Annotated in this window: 16 protein-coding genes; 3 read left to right on the top strand and 13 right to left on the bottom strand. The window is 63.7% G+C overall.

Annotated features, from left to right (window positions below):
* Positions 1-294 (top strand): hypothetical protein (locus Q319_RS27890; protein ID WP_211252341.1); only part of this gene is annotated, 294 nt, incomplete at its 5' end.
* Between the two features lie 95 nt (positions 295-389).
* Here Q319_RS27890 and Q319_RS24480 read toward each other — a convergent pair.
* Complete coding sequence (locus tag Q319_RS24480) at positions 390-1,124, bottom strand: IS5 family transposase (RefSeq protein ID WP_051655318.1); 735 nt, start codon at positions 1,122-1,124, stop codon at positions 390-392.
* Between the two features lie 75 nt (positions 1,125-1,199).
* Between Q319_RS24480 and Q319_RS26225 the strand changes: the two genes are divergently transcribed.
* Positions 1,200-2,077 (top strand): IS5 family transposase gene (locus Q319_RS26225; protein WP_156039300.1). Its coding sequence is split into 2 segments (ribosomal slippage): positions 1,200-1,551 and positions 1,551-2,077, totalling 879 coding nucleotides; the frame shifts between segments, so codons are not numbered across the junction.
* A gap of 52 nt (positions 2,078-2,129) precedes the next feature.
* On the opposite strand, the gene glpK is transcribed toward Q319_RS26225, so the two are convergent.
* Both glpK and Q319_RS0111475 read right to left on the bottom strand, forming a co-directional pair.
* A complete protein-coding gene (glpK, locus tag Q319_RS0111480) occupies positions 2,130-3,644 on the bottom strand; it encodes a glycerol kinase GlpK (protein ID WP_029482645.1) in 1,515 nt (504 codons plus the stop codon).
* Between the two features lie 274 nt (positions 3,645-3,918).
* Positions 3,919-4,413: a hypothetical protein gene (locus tag Q319_RS0111475; protein ID WP_029482644.1), complete on the bottom strand. Its 495-nt coding sequence runs from the start codon at positions 4,411-4,413 to the stop codon at positions 3,919-3,921.
* 133 nt (positions 4,414-4,546) lie between these two features.
* Here Q319_RS0111475 and Q319_RS0111470 point away from each other — a divergent pair, with 133 nt between their 5' ends.
* Positions 4,547-5,350 carry an alpha/beta hydrolase gene (locus Q319_RS0111470; RefSeq protein ID WP_034414782.1) on the top strand — a complete coding sequence of 268 codons (804 nt, stop codon included), beginning with the start codon at positions 4,547-4,549 and terminating at the stop codon, positions 5,348-5,350.
* A gap of 339 nt (positions 5,351-5,689) precedes the next feature.
* Here Q319_RS0111470 and Q319_RS0111465 read toward each other — a convergent pair whose 3' ends face one another.
* From Q319_RS0111465 to Q319_RS0111420, 10 genes are all read right to left on the bottom strand, one after another.
* Positions 5,690-6,442: a cytochrome b561 domain-containing protein gene (locus Q319_RS0111465; RefSeq protein ID WP_051655317.1), complete on the bottom strand. Its 753-nt coding sequence runs from the start codon at positions 6,440-6,442 to the stop codon at positions 5,690-5,692.
* 11 nt (positions 6,443-6,453) lie between these two features.
* Entirely contained in the window at positions 6,454-7,347 is an 894-nt protein-coding gene (locus Q319_RS0111460) for a carbohydrate ABC transporter permease (protein WP_211252356.1), read from the bottom strand.
* On the bottom strand, positions 7,344-8,270 hold the full coding sequence (locus tag Q319_RS0111455) for a carbohydrate ABC transporter permease (protein WP_211252355.1): 927 nt from the start codon (positions 8,268-8,270) through the stop codon (positions 7,344-7,346). Before Q319_RS0111455 ends, Q319_RS0111460 begins: the two co-directional genes overlap by 4 nt.
* Before the next feature lie 159 nt (positions 8,271-8,429).
* On the bottom strand, positions 8,430-9,851 hold the full coding sequence (locus Q319_RS0111450) for an ABC transporter substrate-binding protein (protein WP_211252354.1): 1,422 nt from the start codon (positions 9,849-9,851) through the stop codon (positions 8,430-8,432).
* Between the two features lie 173 nt (positions 9,852-10,024).
* Positions 10,025-10,789, bottom strand: a complete 765-nt coding sequence (locus Q319_RS0111445; RefSeq protein ID WP_029482638.1) for an SDR family oxidoreductase — start codon at positions 10,787-10,789, stop codon at positions 10,025-10,027.
* On the bottom strand, positions 10,786-11,694 hold the full coding sequence (locus Q319_RS0111440) for an NAD(P)-dependent oxidoreductase (protein WP_029482637.1): 909 nt from the start codon (positions 11,692-11,694) through the stop codon (positions 10,786-10,788). Before Q319_RS0111440 ends, Q319_RS0111445 begins: the two co-directional genes overlap by 4 nt.
* Positions 11,694-12,596: an SMP-30/gluconolactonase/LRE family protein gene (locus Q319_RS0111435; RefSeq protein WP_029482636.1), complete on the bottom strand. Its 903-nt coding sequence runs from the start codon at positions 12,594-12,596 to the stop codon at positions 11,694-11,696. Before Q319_RS0111435 ends, Q319_RS0111440 begins: the two co-directional genes overlap by 1 nt.
* Positions 12,593-12,943: a cupin domain-containing protein gene (locus Q319_RS0111430; protein WP_029482635.1), complete on the bottom strand. Its 351-nt coding sequence runs from the start codon at positions 12,941-12,943 to the stop codon at positions 12,593-12,595. The genes Q319_RS0111435 and Q319_RS0111430 overlap by 4 nt, the downstream gene beginning before the upstream one ends.
* A complete protein-coding gene (locus tag Q319_RS0111425) occupies positions 12,943-13,986 on the bottom strand; it encodes an L-idonate 5-dehydrogenase (protein WP_029482634.1) in 1,044 nt (347 codons plus the stop codon). Before Q319_RS0111425 ends, Q319_RS0111430 begins: the two co-directional genes overlap by 1 nt.
* Positions 13,983-14,939 (bottom strand): 2-hydroxyacid dehydrogenase, encoded by a 957-nt coding sequence (locus Q319_RS0111420; protein ID WP_029482633.1) that lies wholly within the window; start codon positions 14,937-14,939, stop codon positions 13,983-13,985. The genes Q319_RS0111425 and Q319_RS0111420 overlap by 4 nt, the downstream gene beginning before the upstream one ends.
* Between the last annotated feature and the right edge of the window lie 3 nt (positions 14,940-14,942).

The raw sequence follows: 14,942 nt of genomic DNA, 5'->3' as shown, positions 1-14,942 counted from the left end.
TTGACTCAAGAGAATGCGGCTGCCCTGCAATGGAAACCAGATGGCCCGGCTGAGAAAGTGATGGAATCTGGAGAATCCGGTTTCATCACTCAGGCCGAGCAAGGTCAGGAGGGCAGAGATGGTGCGCTTGCGGGTGGCAAGGATGGACCCGACAAGCAAGGTTTGAGCAGTGATCCAGGTGGGCTGGGTAAACATCTCGGCAAAAGGGGCGATAACATCGGTGAACCATTTTGGGACTTTGAACATCTCCAAATGGTTTCAGGCGGCGCTGAGATTTCTCTCAGCGCCGCCTGAAAAAATGGACAAAGTCGAACTTAGAGCGTGTTTTAAAAGGGTCAGGCACCAGGTTCCAGGCGGCGCAACATGAGCCGGATGTTGGCTAGGTAGAATCACGCCTCCGTCGTCTGGGGCAAGCCCTCGTAATCCCGGCTCAATCGGCGGCAGCGGGTCACCCACGCAAAGGTGCGCTCCACCACCCAGCGGCGGTGCAACACCACAAAACCCTGTTGTCCAGCCAGCTTTTTAACCACCTCCACGGTCCAGTTCAAGACTTCTTTGGCCCAGGACACGGGGTGACCCGTGTACCCACCATCCGCCCAGATGTGTCGCAGGCGCGCAAATCGTTGGGCGAGCAATGCCAGCAGAATCGGCGCTTGCGCCCGATCCTGCACGCTCCCTGCGGTCACCATGACCAGCAGCAGCAAGCCCAGCGTATCCACGGCGATGTGTCGTTTGCGCCCGTTGGTCTTTTTCCCCGCGTCAATGCCACGAATCCCTGCCTGTGGCGCACAGCGCACGGTTTGCGCGTTGATGCTTCCCGCGCTGGGTTCAGGATCCCGGCCTGCGTTGATGCGGGTTCGGCGCAGCAGGAAGCGGTTGACCGCTTCCCACGTCCCGTCCTGCTGGAACCGCTGAAAGTAGCCGTAGACCGTCTGCCACGCTGGAAAATCATGAGGAAGATCGCGCCAGGCACAGTCATTCTTGAGAACATAGAAAATTGCGCACATCACCTCATACAGATCTATCGTGCGGGGCCGTCCACCTGCCTTGGGGACGGGCAGGAGAGCTTCAAGGCGCTTAAACTGTTTGCGGGTCAGGTCACTGGAGTAACGTTGTTTTCTCATCAACCGCAACGTGCCAGAACTTGGCCCGTAGCGCTATGTCCCAGGCACTTTTAAAACACGCTCTAAGCTCTCCTGATGGATCGTCCGCTCTATCCCAGCGACCTCACGGATGCCCAGTGGGAACTCATTGAACCACTTTTACCGCCGTTTGGCGAGAGTACCTTCTGCGAAACCCTTCCCAGACGGGAAATTGTCAACGGGATTCGCTATGTTCTCCGAGACGGCATCCAGTGGCGCATGATGCCCCACGATCTGCCGAAGTGGGAAACGGTGTACTACCACCACAACCTCTGGTCAAAAACAGGCGTGTGGAAGGCGGTCAATGCGGCACTCGTGAAGATTGAGCGAGAGCGCAACGGGCGGAAGGCTCAGCCTTCCGCCGCTGTCGGTGATTCCCAGAGCGTCAAGACGACGCAAAAAAGGGGGATCGCGGCTACGACGGCAACAAGAAGGTCAAAGGCCGCAAGCGCCACATAGCCACGGATACTGACGGCAACCTGCTCGGTTGCCGTGTGACACCCGCCAACGTCGATGACCGTGAGGGACTCAAGCTCGTCCTCAACACCTTCGATCTGGACGCGCCCCTGGTCAAAAAGCTTTTTCTGGACGGAGGTTATGCAGGCGGGCCATTTGAGGCATTGGCAAAAACCACCACGGGAATCGAGGTCGAGGTGGTTCGTCGCCCCGATGAAGGCATCACCGTGGTTGGTGGCATTGCCCAGTTGCCCACCAATACACCGACTGAAGAGCAGTTCCGGTTGGCGGTGGAGATGGCGCGGCGGGGCGGCAAGGGGTTCAAGGTGGTTCGGAAACGCTGGGTGGTGGAGCGGACGTTTGCGTGGCTGCTGACCTTCAGACGGTTGAGAGTGGACTACGAGGAGCATATGCCGATCTCCGAGGGCTTTATTTATGCGGCTGGGAGCTGTATTTTGCTGACCAGGTTGTGCGCCTGATGACGAGCGACGCATACAGCCCTACCCCATGAATTGGGCTTCAAACAGCCTCTCAGCCCTCTGCATCCTCCCAGTCACGGGAACGCTCCACGGCCTTTTTCCAGCGGCGCATCCTGGCCGCGCGCTCACCTGGTTCCATTTGCGGCTCGAAGCGGCAGTCTTCCTGCCACATGGCCTTCAATTCGGCCTGATCCTGCCAGAAGCCCACCGCCAGCCCGGCCAGATACGCTGCGCCCAGCGCTGTGGTCTCCGTGACCTTTGGGCGCACCACCGGGACGCCCAGCAGGTCGGCCTGAAACTGCATCATCAGGTCGTTGGTGCTGGCCCCGCCGTCCACCCGCAGTTCCTTGAGGGTCACGCCGCTGTCCTTCTGCATGGCCTCCAGCAGTTCGGCGCTCTGAAAGGCCACCGCCTCCAGCGCGGCGCGGGCGATGTGGGCGGCGGTGGTGCCGCGCGTCATGCCCACGATGGTGCCGCGCGCATAGGGGTCCCAGTACGGTGCGCCCAGTCCCACGAAGGCCGGGACCAGATATACGCCGCCGCTGTCGGGCACCCGCGTCGCCAGGGTTTCGACTTCCTCGCTGCTGCGGATGATCCCCAGGCCGTCGCGCAGCCACTGCACCACCGCGCCCGCCACGAACACCGAGCCTTCCAGCGCGTAGGTGCGCTGGCCGTCCAGTTGCCACGCCACCGTCGTCAGCAGGCGGTTCTGGCTGGGCACCGCTTCCTGCTGGGTGTTCATCAGCATGAAACAACCTGTGCCATAGGTGTTTTTGGCCATTCCCCGTTCCAGGCAGACCTGCCCGAAGGTGGCCGCCATCTGATCGCCCGCGATGCCCGCAATCGGAATCTGCGCGCCCAGCAGCCCCAGCGCGGTTTCGCCGTAGACCTCGCTGGAGGAGCGCACCTCGGGCAGTACGGCGCGCGGCACGTTCAGAATCCCGAGCAGTTCGTCGTCCCATTCACCCGTGTGGATGTTGTAGAGCAGCGTGCGGCTGGCGTTGCTGGCGTCGGTGATGTGCAGTTTGCCACCTGTCAGGTTGTAGACCAGCCAGGAATCCACCGTGCCGAAGGCCAGTTCGCCGCGCTCGGCCCGCCCGCGTGCGCCGTCCACATGGTCCAGAATCCAGGCCACCTTGGTGCCCGAGAAATAGGCGTCCAGAATCAGCCCGGTCTTCTGCTGAAACCGAGCTTCTTTACCCTCGGCCCTTAGCGTGTCGCACAGGCCAGCGGTGCGGCGGTCCTGCCAGACAACCGCGTTGTGAATGGGCTGCCCCGTCGCGCGGTCCCAGACCACCACGGTTTCGCGCTGGTTGGTGATGCCGATGGCGGCGATATCGCTGGCCCGCAGTCGCGCCGACGCGATGGCCTCCTGCGCCACGCCCAGTTGTGTACTCCAGATGTCCTGCGCGTCATGTTCCACCAATCCCGGACGCGGGAAAATCTGGGGAAATTCCTTCTGCGCCCGCGCCACCACGTTGCCCCCGTGATCGAAAACGATGGCGCGGCTGGACGTGGTGCCGCCGTCAAGGGCCAGAATGTACTGCGGGCGCTGGGGTGTGGTCATGGGAACTCCTTGAAAGGTGTGTCCAGCAGTTATGGGCGGCTCGCAGATTTTAGGGCAGGCTCCAGAAGCGTTGGAAGGTTGGTTTTGGGGTGGCTCCCACGGTTTGACCCCTCCCCCCCTTCGGGGGACCTCCCCTTAAAGGGAGGCGAGAGGTGCGGAATTGCCGTGTCAGCAGCGCTTTCTTGGCCTCCCTTGAGGGAAGCTGGCTGCGAAGCAGACTGGCTGGCACAGCTCCGCAGGAGAGGGGGTTCTTTTCCGCCCTCCAATCTCTGCCCTACTTGATCGGGTCGATCTCCGACAGTGAAGTGGACGCCGACTCGATGCGCTGGGTGCGCGCCTGCCCCACCACCTTGCCGTCCAGGGAATGCTGGGCCATCACGATGGTCTGGCACAGCAGCAGCAGCGACGCGCTGACGCTGGAACTCAGCACCCGCAGGCGGCCCGCGCGCAGCAGCACACCCTGTTCGCCGTCGGTGAGGATCAAGACGTGCGGCCCCACCAGCAGCCCGGCGCTGTGGGGGTACGGCCACGAGCGGGCGCGGCAGGCCATCAGCTCCTGCCGCCACGCGTCGGTGTTCTCGGTGTGTTCGGCAGTCTGGCCCGCCCGCACGGCCCCCTGGGAAAGCTGCGTGATCAGCGCGCGGATCAGTTCGCCGGAATCGTCGCTGACCCGGCGCAGGGCCGAGACCAGTTCGGTGCGGCCCACGTCGCCGCCCTGCCAGTTGTCCGTCAGCTCCAAGAGCGTTTGCATGTCCTGTGATTCGTCCATAAGCTGACCTCCAGCGCGCCGCACCCTTCTCCGGCCTGTCCTTGCGACTCTAGAGTATCCGGGCCGAGACCTCTTCAGGTTCCCGTTGTCCATTCCCGAATCAGCCCGTTTTCCGCTCAGGAGATCCCACAGCATGACGCCACCCCAGGACCTGTTCGACGCCGCCACCAACGACGAATACATGCCCAGCCGCCGGGTGCCGGACGCCGAGGCCATCGTCGCGGCCTGGGAGCGGGACAGCGCTGCCGTGCGGGAAGTGTCTGCGCCTGTGGAACTGGCTTACGGCGCGGGCGAACACGAGCGGCTGGATGTCTTTGAACCTGAAGGCGGGGCGCGGGCCACCCTGATGTTCATTCACGGGGGGTACTGGCAGGCGTTTTACAAGGAGACCTTCTCATATCTGGCTCCACCCGTACTGGAGGCCGGAATCCGCGTGGCCGTCATGAGTTATGACCTGACCCCTGCCGTGACGCTGGCGCAGATCGTGGCTCAGGCACGGCGGGCCACAGCCTGTGTTGCCACGCAGTCTCCTGGGCCGCTGATCGTGGCCGGGCATTCCGCCGGGGGGCATCTGGCCGCCATGATCCACGCCACCGACTGGGCGGCGCAGGGCTTGCCGGAAGTGAAATTGACCGGCAGCATCGGCATCAGCGGGCTGTACGATCTGGGGCCGCTGCGCCGCACCGAACTCCAGCCCGCCCTGCAACTCTCTGAAGAGGAGGCCCACGCCCTCAGCCCGGTTTTCCTGCGCCCGACGAGCGCGGCCCCCTTTCTCGTCGCGGTGGGCGCGGACGAGTCGGATTCTTTCGTGTGGCAATCCCGGCAACTCGCCGGGGCCTGGCCGGGTGTGGCGAGTCAGGTACGGTTGTTGCCGGGCCGTCATCATTTCGACGCGCCAGAAGATTTGCCGAAATTGGCTCTGGAGCTGCTGGATTAGCAAATCCGTCCCAGCGGGCGGCAGGCGATAGGGGTGCAATTGGGAACGAGAAGGTCTGATTTTAGCGGCTGTCAAGCACCCCGTCTTCCAGAAGTGACACTGCCGAACCTACCCTGGAGCATGTCCGCCGACGCGCCCACCTTTGCCGAGGTCTATCCCAGCCACCCCGAGCCGCAGTTCATACGGAGTCCGTTTGGAACGCGGGAGAGATCGGGAAAGCGCAGCGTCTCCACACTCCACGCCCGGAGGGCTGTTTTTCTCCTACTCGCTCCCCTGCCCAGCTCTGCAAGTCCCACTCGGATTGCGGGTGTTTTCAACACCTCTTCATCGGAATCCGTATCAGTGGCTGGCGGCTGTCCGGCTGCGCCACACGGCCAGCAGCAACAGGACACAGATCAGGATCAGACCCAGGCGACTGGAGGTATGACGGCCCATCACTTCTGGCCTCTGGTCATGGTGCGCTGGAGGTACAAGGAGCCTGATCCCCGGCTGCGGGTGGGCTGGCCCCCAGATGGCGGTGTAGGAACTGGTCACGCGCCAGCGTTGGCGGGAGAGCAACCAGAACGCGGTGGCAAACAGCAGCGGGAAGAGCAACAGGATCCAGCCTATCCAGCCCGGCGCATTCACCAGTCGCAACCCGCTCCAGGCGGCCCCCAATGCCAGCAGCAGGGCCAGGTAACCGCCGCCCCGGTGAATCCACTCAAAGACCCAGCGGTGCGGGGTCATGTCGTAATGGTCACCGCGCATCCCGGCGGGATCGGTGGGGCCGCCCTTGCTGCCCCGGCGCACGCCCCAGATGATCTGGAGCCAGCCCAGCGCGACCGCGCCCAGACCCAGCAGAGTGTGAGGCATACTCAGATTCAGGCGTCCGGTGTGAAACCACGCCAGCGCCAGTCCCAGCGTGGTGCAGATCACGCCGGCGTACTGCATCACCACATGCGCCTTGAACCAGAGGCGGTTGTCCAGCACGCGCGGGTAACCCTGCCGGGCCGTGACCTTGAAAAAGCGGGCAATCAGGATTCCGGCGGGCAGCACCAGCACCCACGCAGTCAACATCAGCCCGGCGTGCAGCAAAATCCATTCGGGCAACATGCAAAAGAACCCTAACCCTTGACGGCTCCGGCGGTGAGTCCGGCAATCAGTTGGCGGGCGGCCAGCAGCGTGAACAGCAGCGGCGGAATGGCGATCAGCACGCCCATTGCCATCACGCGGCCCCACTCCACGCCCACGTCTGTGATGTTGGCGGCAATTTCCACTGGCATGGTGCGGGAAAAGCGGTTGGTCAGCACCAGCGCCAGAATGAATTCGTTCCAGGCCACCCGGAATACGAAGATTCCGGCGGCGGCGAGGCCGGGACGAATCAGCGGCAGCACCACGGCGAAAAAGGTGCGGAAGGGCGAGGCCCCGTCTACCGCCGCCGCTTCCTCTAGCTCCGGCGGCACCTGGGCGATGAAACCGTACAGCACCCAGATGGCGAACGGGATATTGACAGCGGTGTACAGCAGGATTAATCCCGGCAGCGTGTCGCTGATGCCCCAGCTCTGCCAGATGCCGAAGACCGGGACAACCAGCACCACAAGCGGCACGGTTCTCAAGAGCAGGCTGGTCCACGAGATCACGCCGCGTCCCATGAACTGGAAGCGCGCCAGTGCGTAGGCCGCCAGCACCGAAAGCAGCAGGGTGAGGATGGTGCTGACCACGCCCACGATCAGACTGTTGGTGAGGTAACGCACGAAATTGCCGTCCACCAGCACGCTGCGGTAATTTTCCAGCGTGGGCGTGAACAACCAGAATTCGCGGGAGAAGAAGGTGGCCCCCGGCATGAAGATCTGCGTCTGCACCTTGAACGACGTGGTAAACATCATGTATAGCGGAAACATGCTCAGGATGCCCATCACCGCCAGCAGCAGCCCACGCAGCACGCCGCCCGTCCGGCGTGGACGATGAGACTGCGCCGCGCCCGCCTGTAATTCCCGCCCGGCAGGTGCGGTGATCATGCTTTCTTCCCGGCGGACAGTGGATTGCTCAGCCGCAGCACGACCACGCTCAGGCCCATCACCACGGCCAGCAGCAGCACGCTGATGGCGCTGGCGTAACCCAGTTGCCCGCCTGAAAAGGCTGTTTTATAGATGTGCATGCTCAGGATCTCGGTGCTGTTGCCCGGCCCGCCGCCGGTCATGATGTAAACCACCTCCAGCACGCGAAAGGCGTCAATCAGGCGCAGCAGCAACGTGACCACGATGATCGGCATCAGCATGGGTAGTTTGACCGTCCAGATGGCCTGCCAGGGCGTCGCGCCATCGATGGCCGCTGCCTCCATCACCGCGCCGTCCAAATTCTGCAACCCAGCGGCCAGCATGATGAACACGAAGGGCGTCCACTGCCAGATATCGGCCACCACCACGGCAAAAAAGGCCAGATTCGGATCGGCAAGCCAGGTAATCTTGCCCACGCCTACCGAAGTCATCAGCGCGTTGATCGCCCCGAAATTGGTGTCGAACAGAAAGCGCCAGGTCAGGCCCACCACAATGGGCGCGATCATCATCGGCAGGATAAAGACCGTGCGGAACAGCGTCAGTCCGCGCATGGGTTTTTCCAGCGCCAGCGCCAGCACCAGCCCCAGGATCATCTCGGCAATAACCACGGTGGCCGCGAACAGCAGTGTGGTCAGCAGTGAGGAACGCACCGCCGGATCCTGCGCCAGCCGCCCGAAATACTGCGCTCCGGTGAAGACGGCCTCTGTCCACGGTGTGCCAATGCTCCAGTTGTAAAAGGACAGGCGCAGCGCCTGAAGCACCGGATACAGGCAGGCCACCACCATGATCAAGGTGGCAGGCAGCACGAACAGCCAGGGTGTCAGGCGGGTCAGCGGCTGCTTGACACTGCGGGGCGATCTGGCAGAGATCAGGGGTTGTTTCAAAGGGAGAACCTCGCAGCGGTGGGGCGGTAAGACAAAGGGCTGAGGGCAGCGCCGCCGTCAGCCCCAATCGGGCGAGGGCCAGGACGCTGCCCATCAAAGGCGTCCTGAACGGGGCCGGATGAATCGGAGGAACCGATTTTCCATCCGGCCTTTTGCCAGTTAGCTGTAGTAGCCCGCCCGCTTCATCAGGTCCGTGACCGGGCCGACTGCACCCTGCAACGCGGCCTGGGCATTCTTGCCAGTCAGGCCCTCATTGACCGCGATACCGAAAATCTGGATGTTCAGTGCGTCCCACTCCGGGATGATGGGCCGCCAGTCGGGGTTGGCATACTTGATCTGCTCTTTGAGAATGGCGTACTGCGGGTACAGGGCGCGGAGCGCGCCGTTATTGATGGTACTGGTCCGCATGGCGTTGCCCCCCAGCCGCGCAATCGACAGGTCCTGCTGCTTGCTGGTCAGCCACTGGATGAACAGGAACGCCGCTTCCTTGTTGGCGCTGTTAGCAGGAATCGCCAGCCCAAAACCGCCGGTCTGGCTGCTGTAGCGCGCGGCCTTGGGGTGCAGCGCGTACCCCACCTTGCCCTTGATGCGCGACTTGCTCTCGTCAGCCGCTGGACCAAAGATGGCGATGGAATCGATGTAGATGGCCGCCTCGCCCTGGAGGAACGAATTAGACATCTCGCCGAAGGCGAAGCTGGGAATGCCCTTGGGGCCGGTCGCCACCACCTTCTGCATGAATTGCAGCGCCTTGATGCCGGGCGCTTCCTGAAACACGGGCTTCCAGTTGTCGTCGAACACCTCACCGCCCATCGGGTTCAGGTGCAGCAAAAAACCGTGCATGGCGTCGTGGCCAGACTTGCCCCGGCTGGTCATGGCCCCGATCTTGCCCTTGTCCTGAATGATGGGCAACATGGCTTCCAGTTCGGTGTAGGTCGTGGGCGGCTTGAGTTTCAGGCTGGCGAAGATGTCCTTGCGGTACGCCATGATGCTGGTTTCTGCGCCGCTGGGCAGGCCGTACAGCTTGGCACCGGGGCCGGGCAGATAGCCCTTCTTGCCGCCTACAAGTCCGATGTTCTGGAGATACCCCGGCACCACATCGCTGATGTCGTAGTTGGGATCGGCCAGCGCAGCATTGCTCAGGAACGGCTGCATTTCCTCGATCAGCTTTTTCTTGACGTACTCGCCTTTCCAGGTGGCGATAAAGGTCACCACGTCGTAATCGCCCCTTCCCTTGCTCATTTCCAAGAGCTGCTTGTCCTTCATGCGGCCCGTCTCGATGCGGTCCGCCTCCACCCTGATGCCCGTTTCGCGGGTGAACTGCGCGAACATCTTGATGGCCGCGTCGAAGTGCGGGTGGGCCGGAATGCTCAGCACAATCGTGCTGCCTTTATATTTGGCGTAGCGGCTGCTGGCCTGTGCCCCGGCGATGGAGAAGTGCGGCAACGTGGTGGACGCCGCGATGGCCGCCGTGGTCAGGCCAAGTTTACGAAGAACCTCGCGCCGGGTTTCGGTCATGGCCGTTGGATTGTCGGTAGCGGTGGGTGCAGCTTTGAGATCACCAGATGGGGGCAGATCAGTCATAGAAACTCCTGTAGAGCCAAGGCGGGACGGCGAGATGGAGCTGCCCACAGTGGGCAACAGCCAGATCAAATGCTTCTAACTTCAGTGTTGTTCCAAATGATAGCGCTAACAAATTGGGAAATGCAAGACTTCCCTTGGGGTGATTCGATACTATGTGGAGAAAAGAGCCGTTTCTAAAGCACCGACAGCATGCCGCCGTCCACATAAATGACCTGCCCGTTCACGTAGCTGCTGGCCCGTGAGGACAGAAAAACGGCGGCTCCCACAAGTTCTTCCGGGTTGCCCCAGCGTCCAGCGGGGGTGCGGCCACTGACCCAGGCGGTGAACGCCTCGTCGGCGAGCAGAGCGGCGTTCATCTGGGTGGCGAAGTAGCCGGGGCCGATGCCGTTGACCTGTATGCCACCTTCTGCCCACTCGGCGCACATGGCGCGTGTCAGGCCCTTAAGACCCGTCTTTGCCGCCGTGTAGGGCGAGATGGTACGCCGCCCGACTTCGGACATCACCGACAGGATGTTAATAACCTTCCCGCTACCCCGCGCCAGAAAATGCGGCGCAACCTCGCGCGAGACGAGCATGGCCGCCGTCAGGTTGGTGATCAGCACCTCGTTCCAGATATCGAGGGTCAGTTCGGTCAGCGGGGCGCGGCGCTGGATTCCGGCGTTGTTGATCAGGATGTGGAGTTCACCGCCTGCCAAAACATCTGCGATTCCAGCACGCACCGCCGTCTCGTCCGTGACATCGAAAGGGGCGGCGCTGGCGTTGAAACCCTCAGCCTGTAAACCTATGACCGCAGCATCGAGTTTACTCACGTCCCGGCCATTCAGCACCACTGCCGCACCGTGCTGTGCTAGACCGCGTGCCAGAGCCAATCCCAGGCCACTGCTGCCCCCGGTGATCAGTGCGCGCTGGCCGCTCAGATCGAACAGGTTGACGGTCATCCTTCCACCAGCAGGCCGCTCAATGCCTCGATGTGCCGCACCAGGGCGCTGTGGTCATCCCCAGCCCGTGCGCCGCCGTCGGCCTGCGCGTAGTCGGCGAACAGTTCACGGGCGCGCGCCGTCAGCGGCATGGCCGCCCCAACACTCGCGGCCACGTCCAGCGCCACATCCAGGTCTTTAATTTGGTTGGTCATGGTGCCTCCGGGTTCAAAGTGGCGTTCGATCATGCGCGCGCCGTGTTCGGTCAGGATGCGGCTCCGTGCGAAGCCGCCCAGAATCGCTTCCCGAACGCGGGCCGGGTCCGCGCCGCCCGCACGGGCCAGGGTTAGCCCCTCGGCCACCGCGCCGATGGTCACGGCCACGATCACCTGATTGACCAGTTTCGCCAGTTGCCCGCTGCCGGACGGACCAACCTGCGTCACTGTGCCGAGAGTGTTCAGCACCGGCTTTGCTTCCTCGGTCCAGTCGTCCGGGCCGCCGACCATGATTGCCAGTTCACCACGCTCTGCCCCACCTGTGCCGCCGCTGACCGGGGCATCCAGAAACCGCAGCCCCTTCGCCTGTGCCGCCGCTGCCAGATCGCGCGCAATCGCCGGGTGGATGCTGCTCATGTCCACGAACAGCGTGCCAGGCCGCGCCGCCTCAAACACGCCGCCCATCAACACCTCTGAAACGACGGAGCCGTTGGGCAGCACGATGATGACCAGATCGGCGTGTTGAACGGCCCCGGCAGCCGTGGCCGACACCCTGGCCCCAAGCGCTGCCAGCGCCGCCGGATTCTCGGGCGAGCGGTTGTAGACCGTGACCTCGTAACCCGCTTCCAACAATCTCACGCCCATCGGGCGACCCATGAGTCCGGTGCCGATGACGGCCAGTCTGGGCCTGGATTGCGTCGGCTGGAGCATCAGAATCTGGCTCCCTTGACTGAAACGCTGATGCGGTACAGGCTGCTGCTGGCGGCGATGTACAGGTACGGATCCAGGTGGCTGAAGGTCAGGTTGCCGATGGCTTCGGGCACGGGCACCACGCCCAGCCGGGTGCCGTCCGGGGCGAAGACCTGCACCCCGCCGCCGCTGCTGCTCCACAGGTTGCCATGGACGTCGGTGCGGATGCCGTCGGGCAGGCCAGGGTCAACGGCGGCGAAGACCTGGCCCTCTCCCACCGTGTTGCCCGAAACCGGGTAGGCGTGAATGTGGTGGCGGCCCTCTGGATCGTGGCTTCTGCCCGTGTCGGTCACGTACAGCGTGGTCTCGTCCAGGTTGAAGGCCAGACCGTTGGGCCGCAGCAGATCGCAGACTTTGGCCTCCACCGCGCCCGTAGCGGGGTCCAGACGGTAAACCCAGTGGCCTTCTTGCTCCTGATCGCCGCCGTAACCCTCGTGGGCCTGGATCAGACCGTAAGGCGGGTCCGAGAACCACACGCCACCGTCACGGGCCACAATCACATCGTTGGGACTGTTCAGGCGTTTGTCGCCGTGGTGCGTGGCAATCGGCTGCCAAGTGTGGCCGTTGTCCGCCGAGCGCAGGACCGCGCGGTCACCGTGCGAGCAGGCATACAGCCGCCCCCCATCATCGCGGGTGTGGCCGTTGTGAAAATGGGAGGGTTGCATCACCACGCTGAATGGCGTCTCAGACGTGCTTTCCTGCGGGTGCCAGCGCAGGATGCGGTTGCCGGGAATATCGCTCCACAGCACCGCGCCGTCGTCCAGACATACCGCCCCCTCACCCCAGGCCGTTCCAGTGGCAAGTTTTTCCAGCGCAGCGTCAGAGGGAATCAACTGCTCCAGACCGGGAAACGGGTGGCTCATGAGCGTTCTTCCTCTAAAACCACCTGTGGTTCCGCGACTTCAAGACTGAGGCTGACCGTCCGCTCCGTGGCGCGTGACCTGTGGGACAGGCCGACGGGGACGGTCAGGCTGTGGCCCCGTTCCAGCGTGACCGGGTCGGCGTCGCGGAAATCCAGCGTCAGTACGCCTTCCAGCACGATAAAGGTTTCGGGGGTGTTGGGATGATGGTGCCAAGGGCCGACGCCCTGCGTGACGCTCAGGCGGGCGCGGTGCCCTGGCCCACTGGCGAAGACCTGTTGAAGGGGAACATTGGCGGCGGCGTGGGCGACGGCCAGAAGATCGGTGGGCGTCAGATCGGCGTGGGTCATCAGACTCCTGTGGCGTGGAGATCGTCGGGAACGAGGCTGACCTTCATCGCGCGGGTGCGGTCCGCCGCCAACGTGAAGGCATTCAGCGCCTGTGACAGCGGAAAACGGGCGCTCAGGAGCGGAGTCAGGTCCAGTCGGCCCGCCGCGAGCAACTCCACGGCCAGCGCGTACTCGCCTGCAAAGCGGAAGGAGCCGATCAGGCGCAACTCGCGCGACAGCATCAGATTCAGCGGTGCGGCGCTCAGGCCAGGCGGCAACATGCCCAGTTGCACCAAAGTTCCCCCCGGCGCGAGGGCCGTGACCGCCGAGGCCAGGCCGGGGGCCGTACCAGAAACCTCAAAGGCCACATCCACCTCCAGCCCGTCCAGAGTCTCGCGGCTGACATTCACAGTTGTATCGGCCCCCAGCCGACGCGAGACGGCCAGTGGTTCGTCCTGTAGATCGGTCACGGTGATGTGCCGCGCCCCGGCCAGCCGCGCACTCAACACGGTCAGCGCGCCGATGGGGCCGGAACCGACGATCAGCACGCTCTTGCCCAGCAGCGGCCCGGCCTGATTGACCCCGTGCAGGGTTACGGCCAGCGGCTCGGCCAGCGCAGCCACTTCAAAGGAGAGGTGATCAGGAATGGGCAAACACTGCGACTCGTGCGCCACGAAGCGGTCCGAAAAGGCCCCCTGAACATGCGGAAACCGCGCCGCCGAGCCGTAAAAGCGCACATTGCGGCACAGGTTGGGACGGCCTGCTAGACACGGATCGCAGTCCAGGCAAGGCCGCGCCGGGTTGACGGCGACGCGGGTTCCGGGGACCAGTTTGGTGACGCCCGGCCCCACTTCCTGAACAGTTCCCGCCACCTCATGCCCCAGCGTCAGCGGTTCGCGCACCCGGAAATTGCCCACCCCGCCGTGCGCGAAGTAATGCAGATCAGAGCCGCAGATGCCGCCTGCGCCAAGGCTGATGCGGACCTCACCGTCCTGGAGGGGCTGTTCTGGACGATTCTCCAGTCGCAGTTCACCAGCCGCGTGAATGACCAGAGACTGGCTCATACGCTGGGCAGGCGCACGGGGGTTTTCAGCGTGCCATCCGAGAAGTACTGACTCAGGTTGTCCAGCACCAGTTGGCCCATCTCGCCGCGTGTTTCCAGCGTTCCGCTGGCGGCGTGGGGGGCCAGCACCACGTTGTCCATCTCCAGCAGCTCCGGCGGCACACTCGGCTCGGCGGCAAACACGTCCAGCGCCGCGCCCGCGATTTTTCCATTTTGCAGCGCAAAGACCAGATCACCCTCGTTGACGATGCTGCCGCGCGAGACGTTCACCAGCATCCCTTGCGGCCCCAGCGCCTCCAAAACAGCCGAGTCCACCAGGCCACGCGTGCCGCTCCCGCCCGCTGCCGTGACGATCAGCACGTCGGCGGCCTCCGCGAGCGAATGCAGGTCTGGATAGCTTTTGTGCGTTGTGCCGGCAGGCGGATACGGATCGGTGAACGCCACCGTCATGTCCAGCGCTTCCAGGCGGCGGCCCAGCGCCTGACCCACCCGCCCGAATCCCAGGATGCCTGCCGTCTTGCCGCCCAGCCGGGTGGTTAGCGGCATCTCACCCTGCCGGGACCAGTGTCCGGCGCGCACGTAGCGGTCTCCGTAAGCGACTCTCCGCGCCAGTGCCAGCAGCAAGCCCAGTCCCTGATCGGCCACGTCAGCCGTCAGCACGTCGGGCGTGTTGCTGACCACCACGCCCCGGCGGGCGCACTCGGCCAGATCGACAGCGTCCAGACCGACGCCGTAGATGACCACCACTTCCAGCACGCTCAGGGCGTCCATAACCTCACGCGGCAGGCCCGCGCCGCCGTTGGTGGCAACGCCGCGCACAGTCGCGCCCACCTCGTTTAGAAAGGCCGCCCTGTCCGGCGCTTCCCACAGGCGGTGGGTCTGGAAACCGCGCTCCAGCGCCGTCATCACGTCAGGCATCATGGGGGCGACGATCAGTAAATCGGGTTTATTCATAGG

Origin of the sequence: Deinococcus marmoris DSM 12784, assembly GCF_000701405.1 — a bacterium.
Classification (GTDB): Bacteria; Deinococcota; Deinococci; order Deinococcales; family Deinococcaceae; genus Deinococcus; species Deinococcus marmoris.
Note: the sequence above shows the minus strand (reverse complement) of the source record. Positions and strands in the feature narration are given on the sequence as shown.

What these genes read in the sequence shown, in the direction of transcription:
- Q319_RS0111430 (WP_029482635.1), bottom strand. Translation starts at nt 12,943, where the DNA reads ATGACCCACGCCGATCTGACGCCCACCGATCTTCTGGCCGTCGCCCAC.
- Q319_RS0111425 (WP_029482634.1), bottom strand. Translation starts at nt 13,986, where the DNA reads ATGAGCCAGTCTCTGGTCATTCACGCGGCTGGTGAACTGCGACTGGAG.
- Q319_RS0111470 (WP_034414782.1), top strand. Translation starts at nt 4,547, where the DNA reads ATGACGCCACCCCAGGACCTGTTCGACGCCGCCACCAACGACGAATAC.
- Q319_RS0111445 (WP_029482638.1), bottom strand. Translation starts at nt 10,789, where the DNA reads ATGACCGTCAACCTGTTCGATCTGAGCGGCCAGCGCGCACTGATCACC.
- Q319_RS0111440 (WP_029482637.1), bottom strand. Translation starts at nt 11,694, where the DNA reads ATGCTCCAGCCGACGCAATCCAGGCCCAGACTGGCCGTCATCGGCACC.
- Q319_RS0111435 (WP_029482636.1), bottom strand. Translation starts at nt 12,596, where the DNA reads ATGAGCCACCCGTTTCCCGGTCTGGAGCAGTTGATTCCCTCTGACGCT.
- Q319_RS0111420 (WP_029482633.1), bottom strand. Translation starts at nt 14,939, where the DNA reads ATGAATAAACCCGATTTACTGATCGTCGCCCCCATGATGCCTGACGTG.
- Q319_RS0111460 (WP_211252356.1), bottom strand. Translation starts at nt 7,347, where the DNA reads ATGATCACCGCACCTGCCGGGCGGGAATTACAGGCGGGCGCGGCGCAG.
- Q319_RS24480 (WP_051655318.1), bottom strand. Translation starts at nt 1,124, where the DNA reads ATGAGAAAACAACGTTACTCCAGTGACCTGACCCGCAAACAGTTTAAG.
- glpK (WP_029482645.1), bottom strand. Translation starts at nt 3,644, where the DNA reads ATGACCACACCCCAGCGCCCGCAGTACATTCTGGCCCTTGACGGCGGC.
- Q319_RS0111475 (WP_029482644.1), bottom strand. Translation starts at nt 4,413, where the DNA reads ATGGACGAATCACAGGACATGCAAACGCTCTTGGAGCTGACGGACAAC.
- Q319_RS0111465 (WP_051655317.1), bottom strand. Translation starts at nt 6,442, where the DNA reads ATGTTGCCCGAATGGATTTTGCTGCACGCCGGGCTGATGTTGACTGCG.
- Q319_RS0111450 (WP_211252354.1), bottom strand. Translation starts at nt 9,851, where the DNA reads ATGACTGATCTGCCCCCATCTGGTGATCTCAAAGCTGCACCCACCGCT.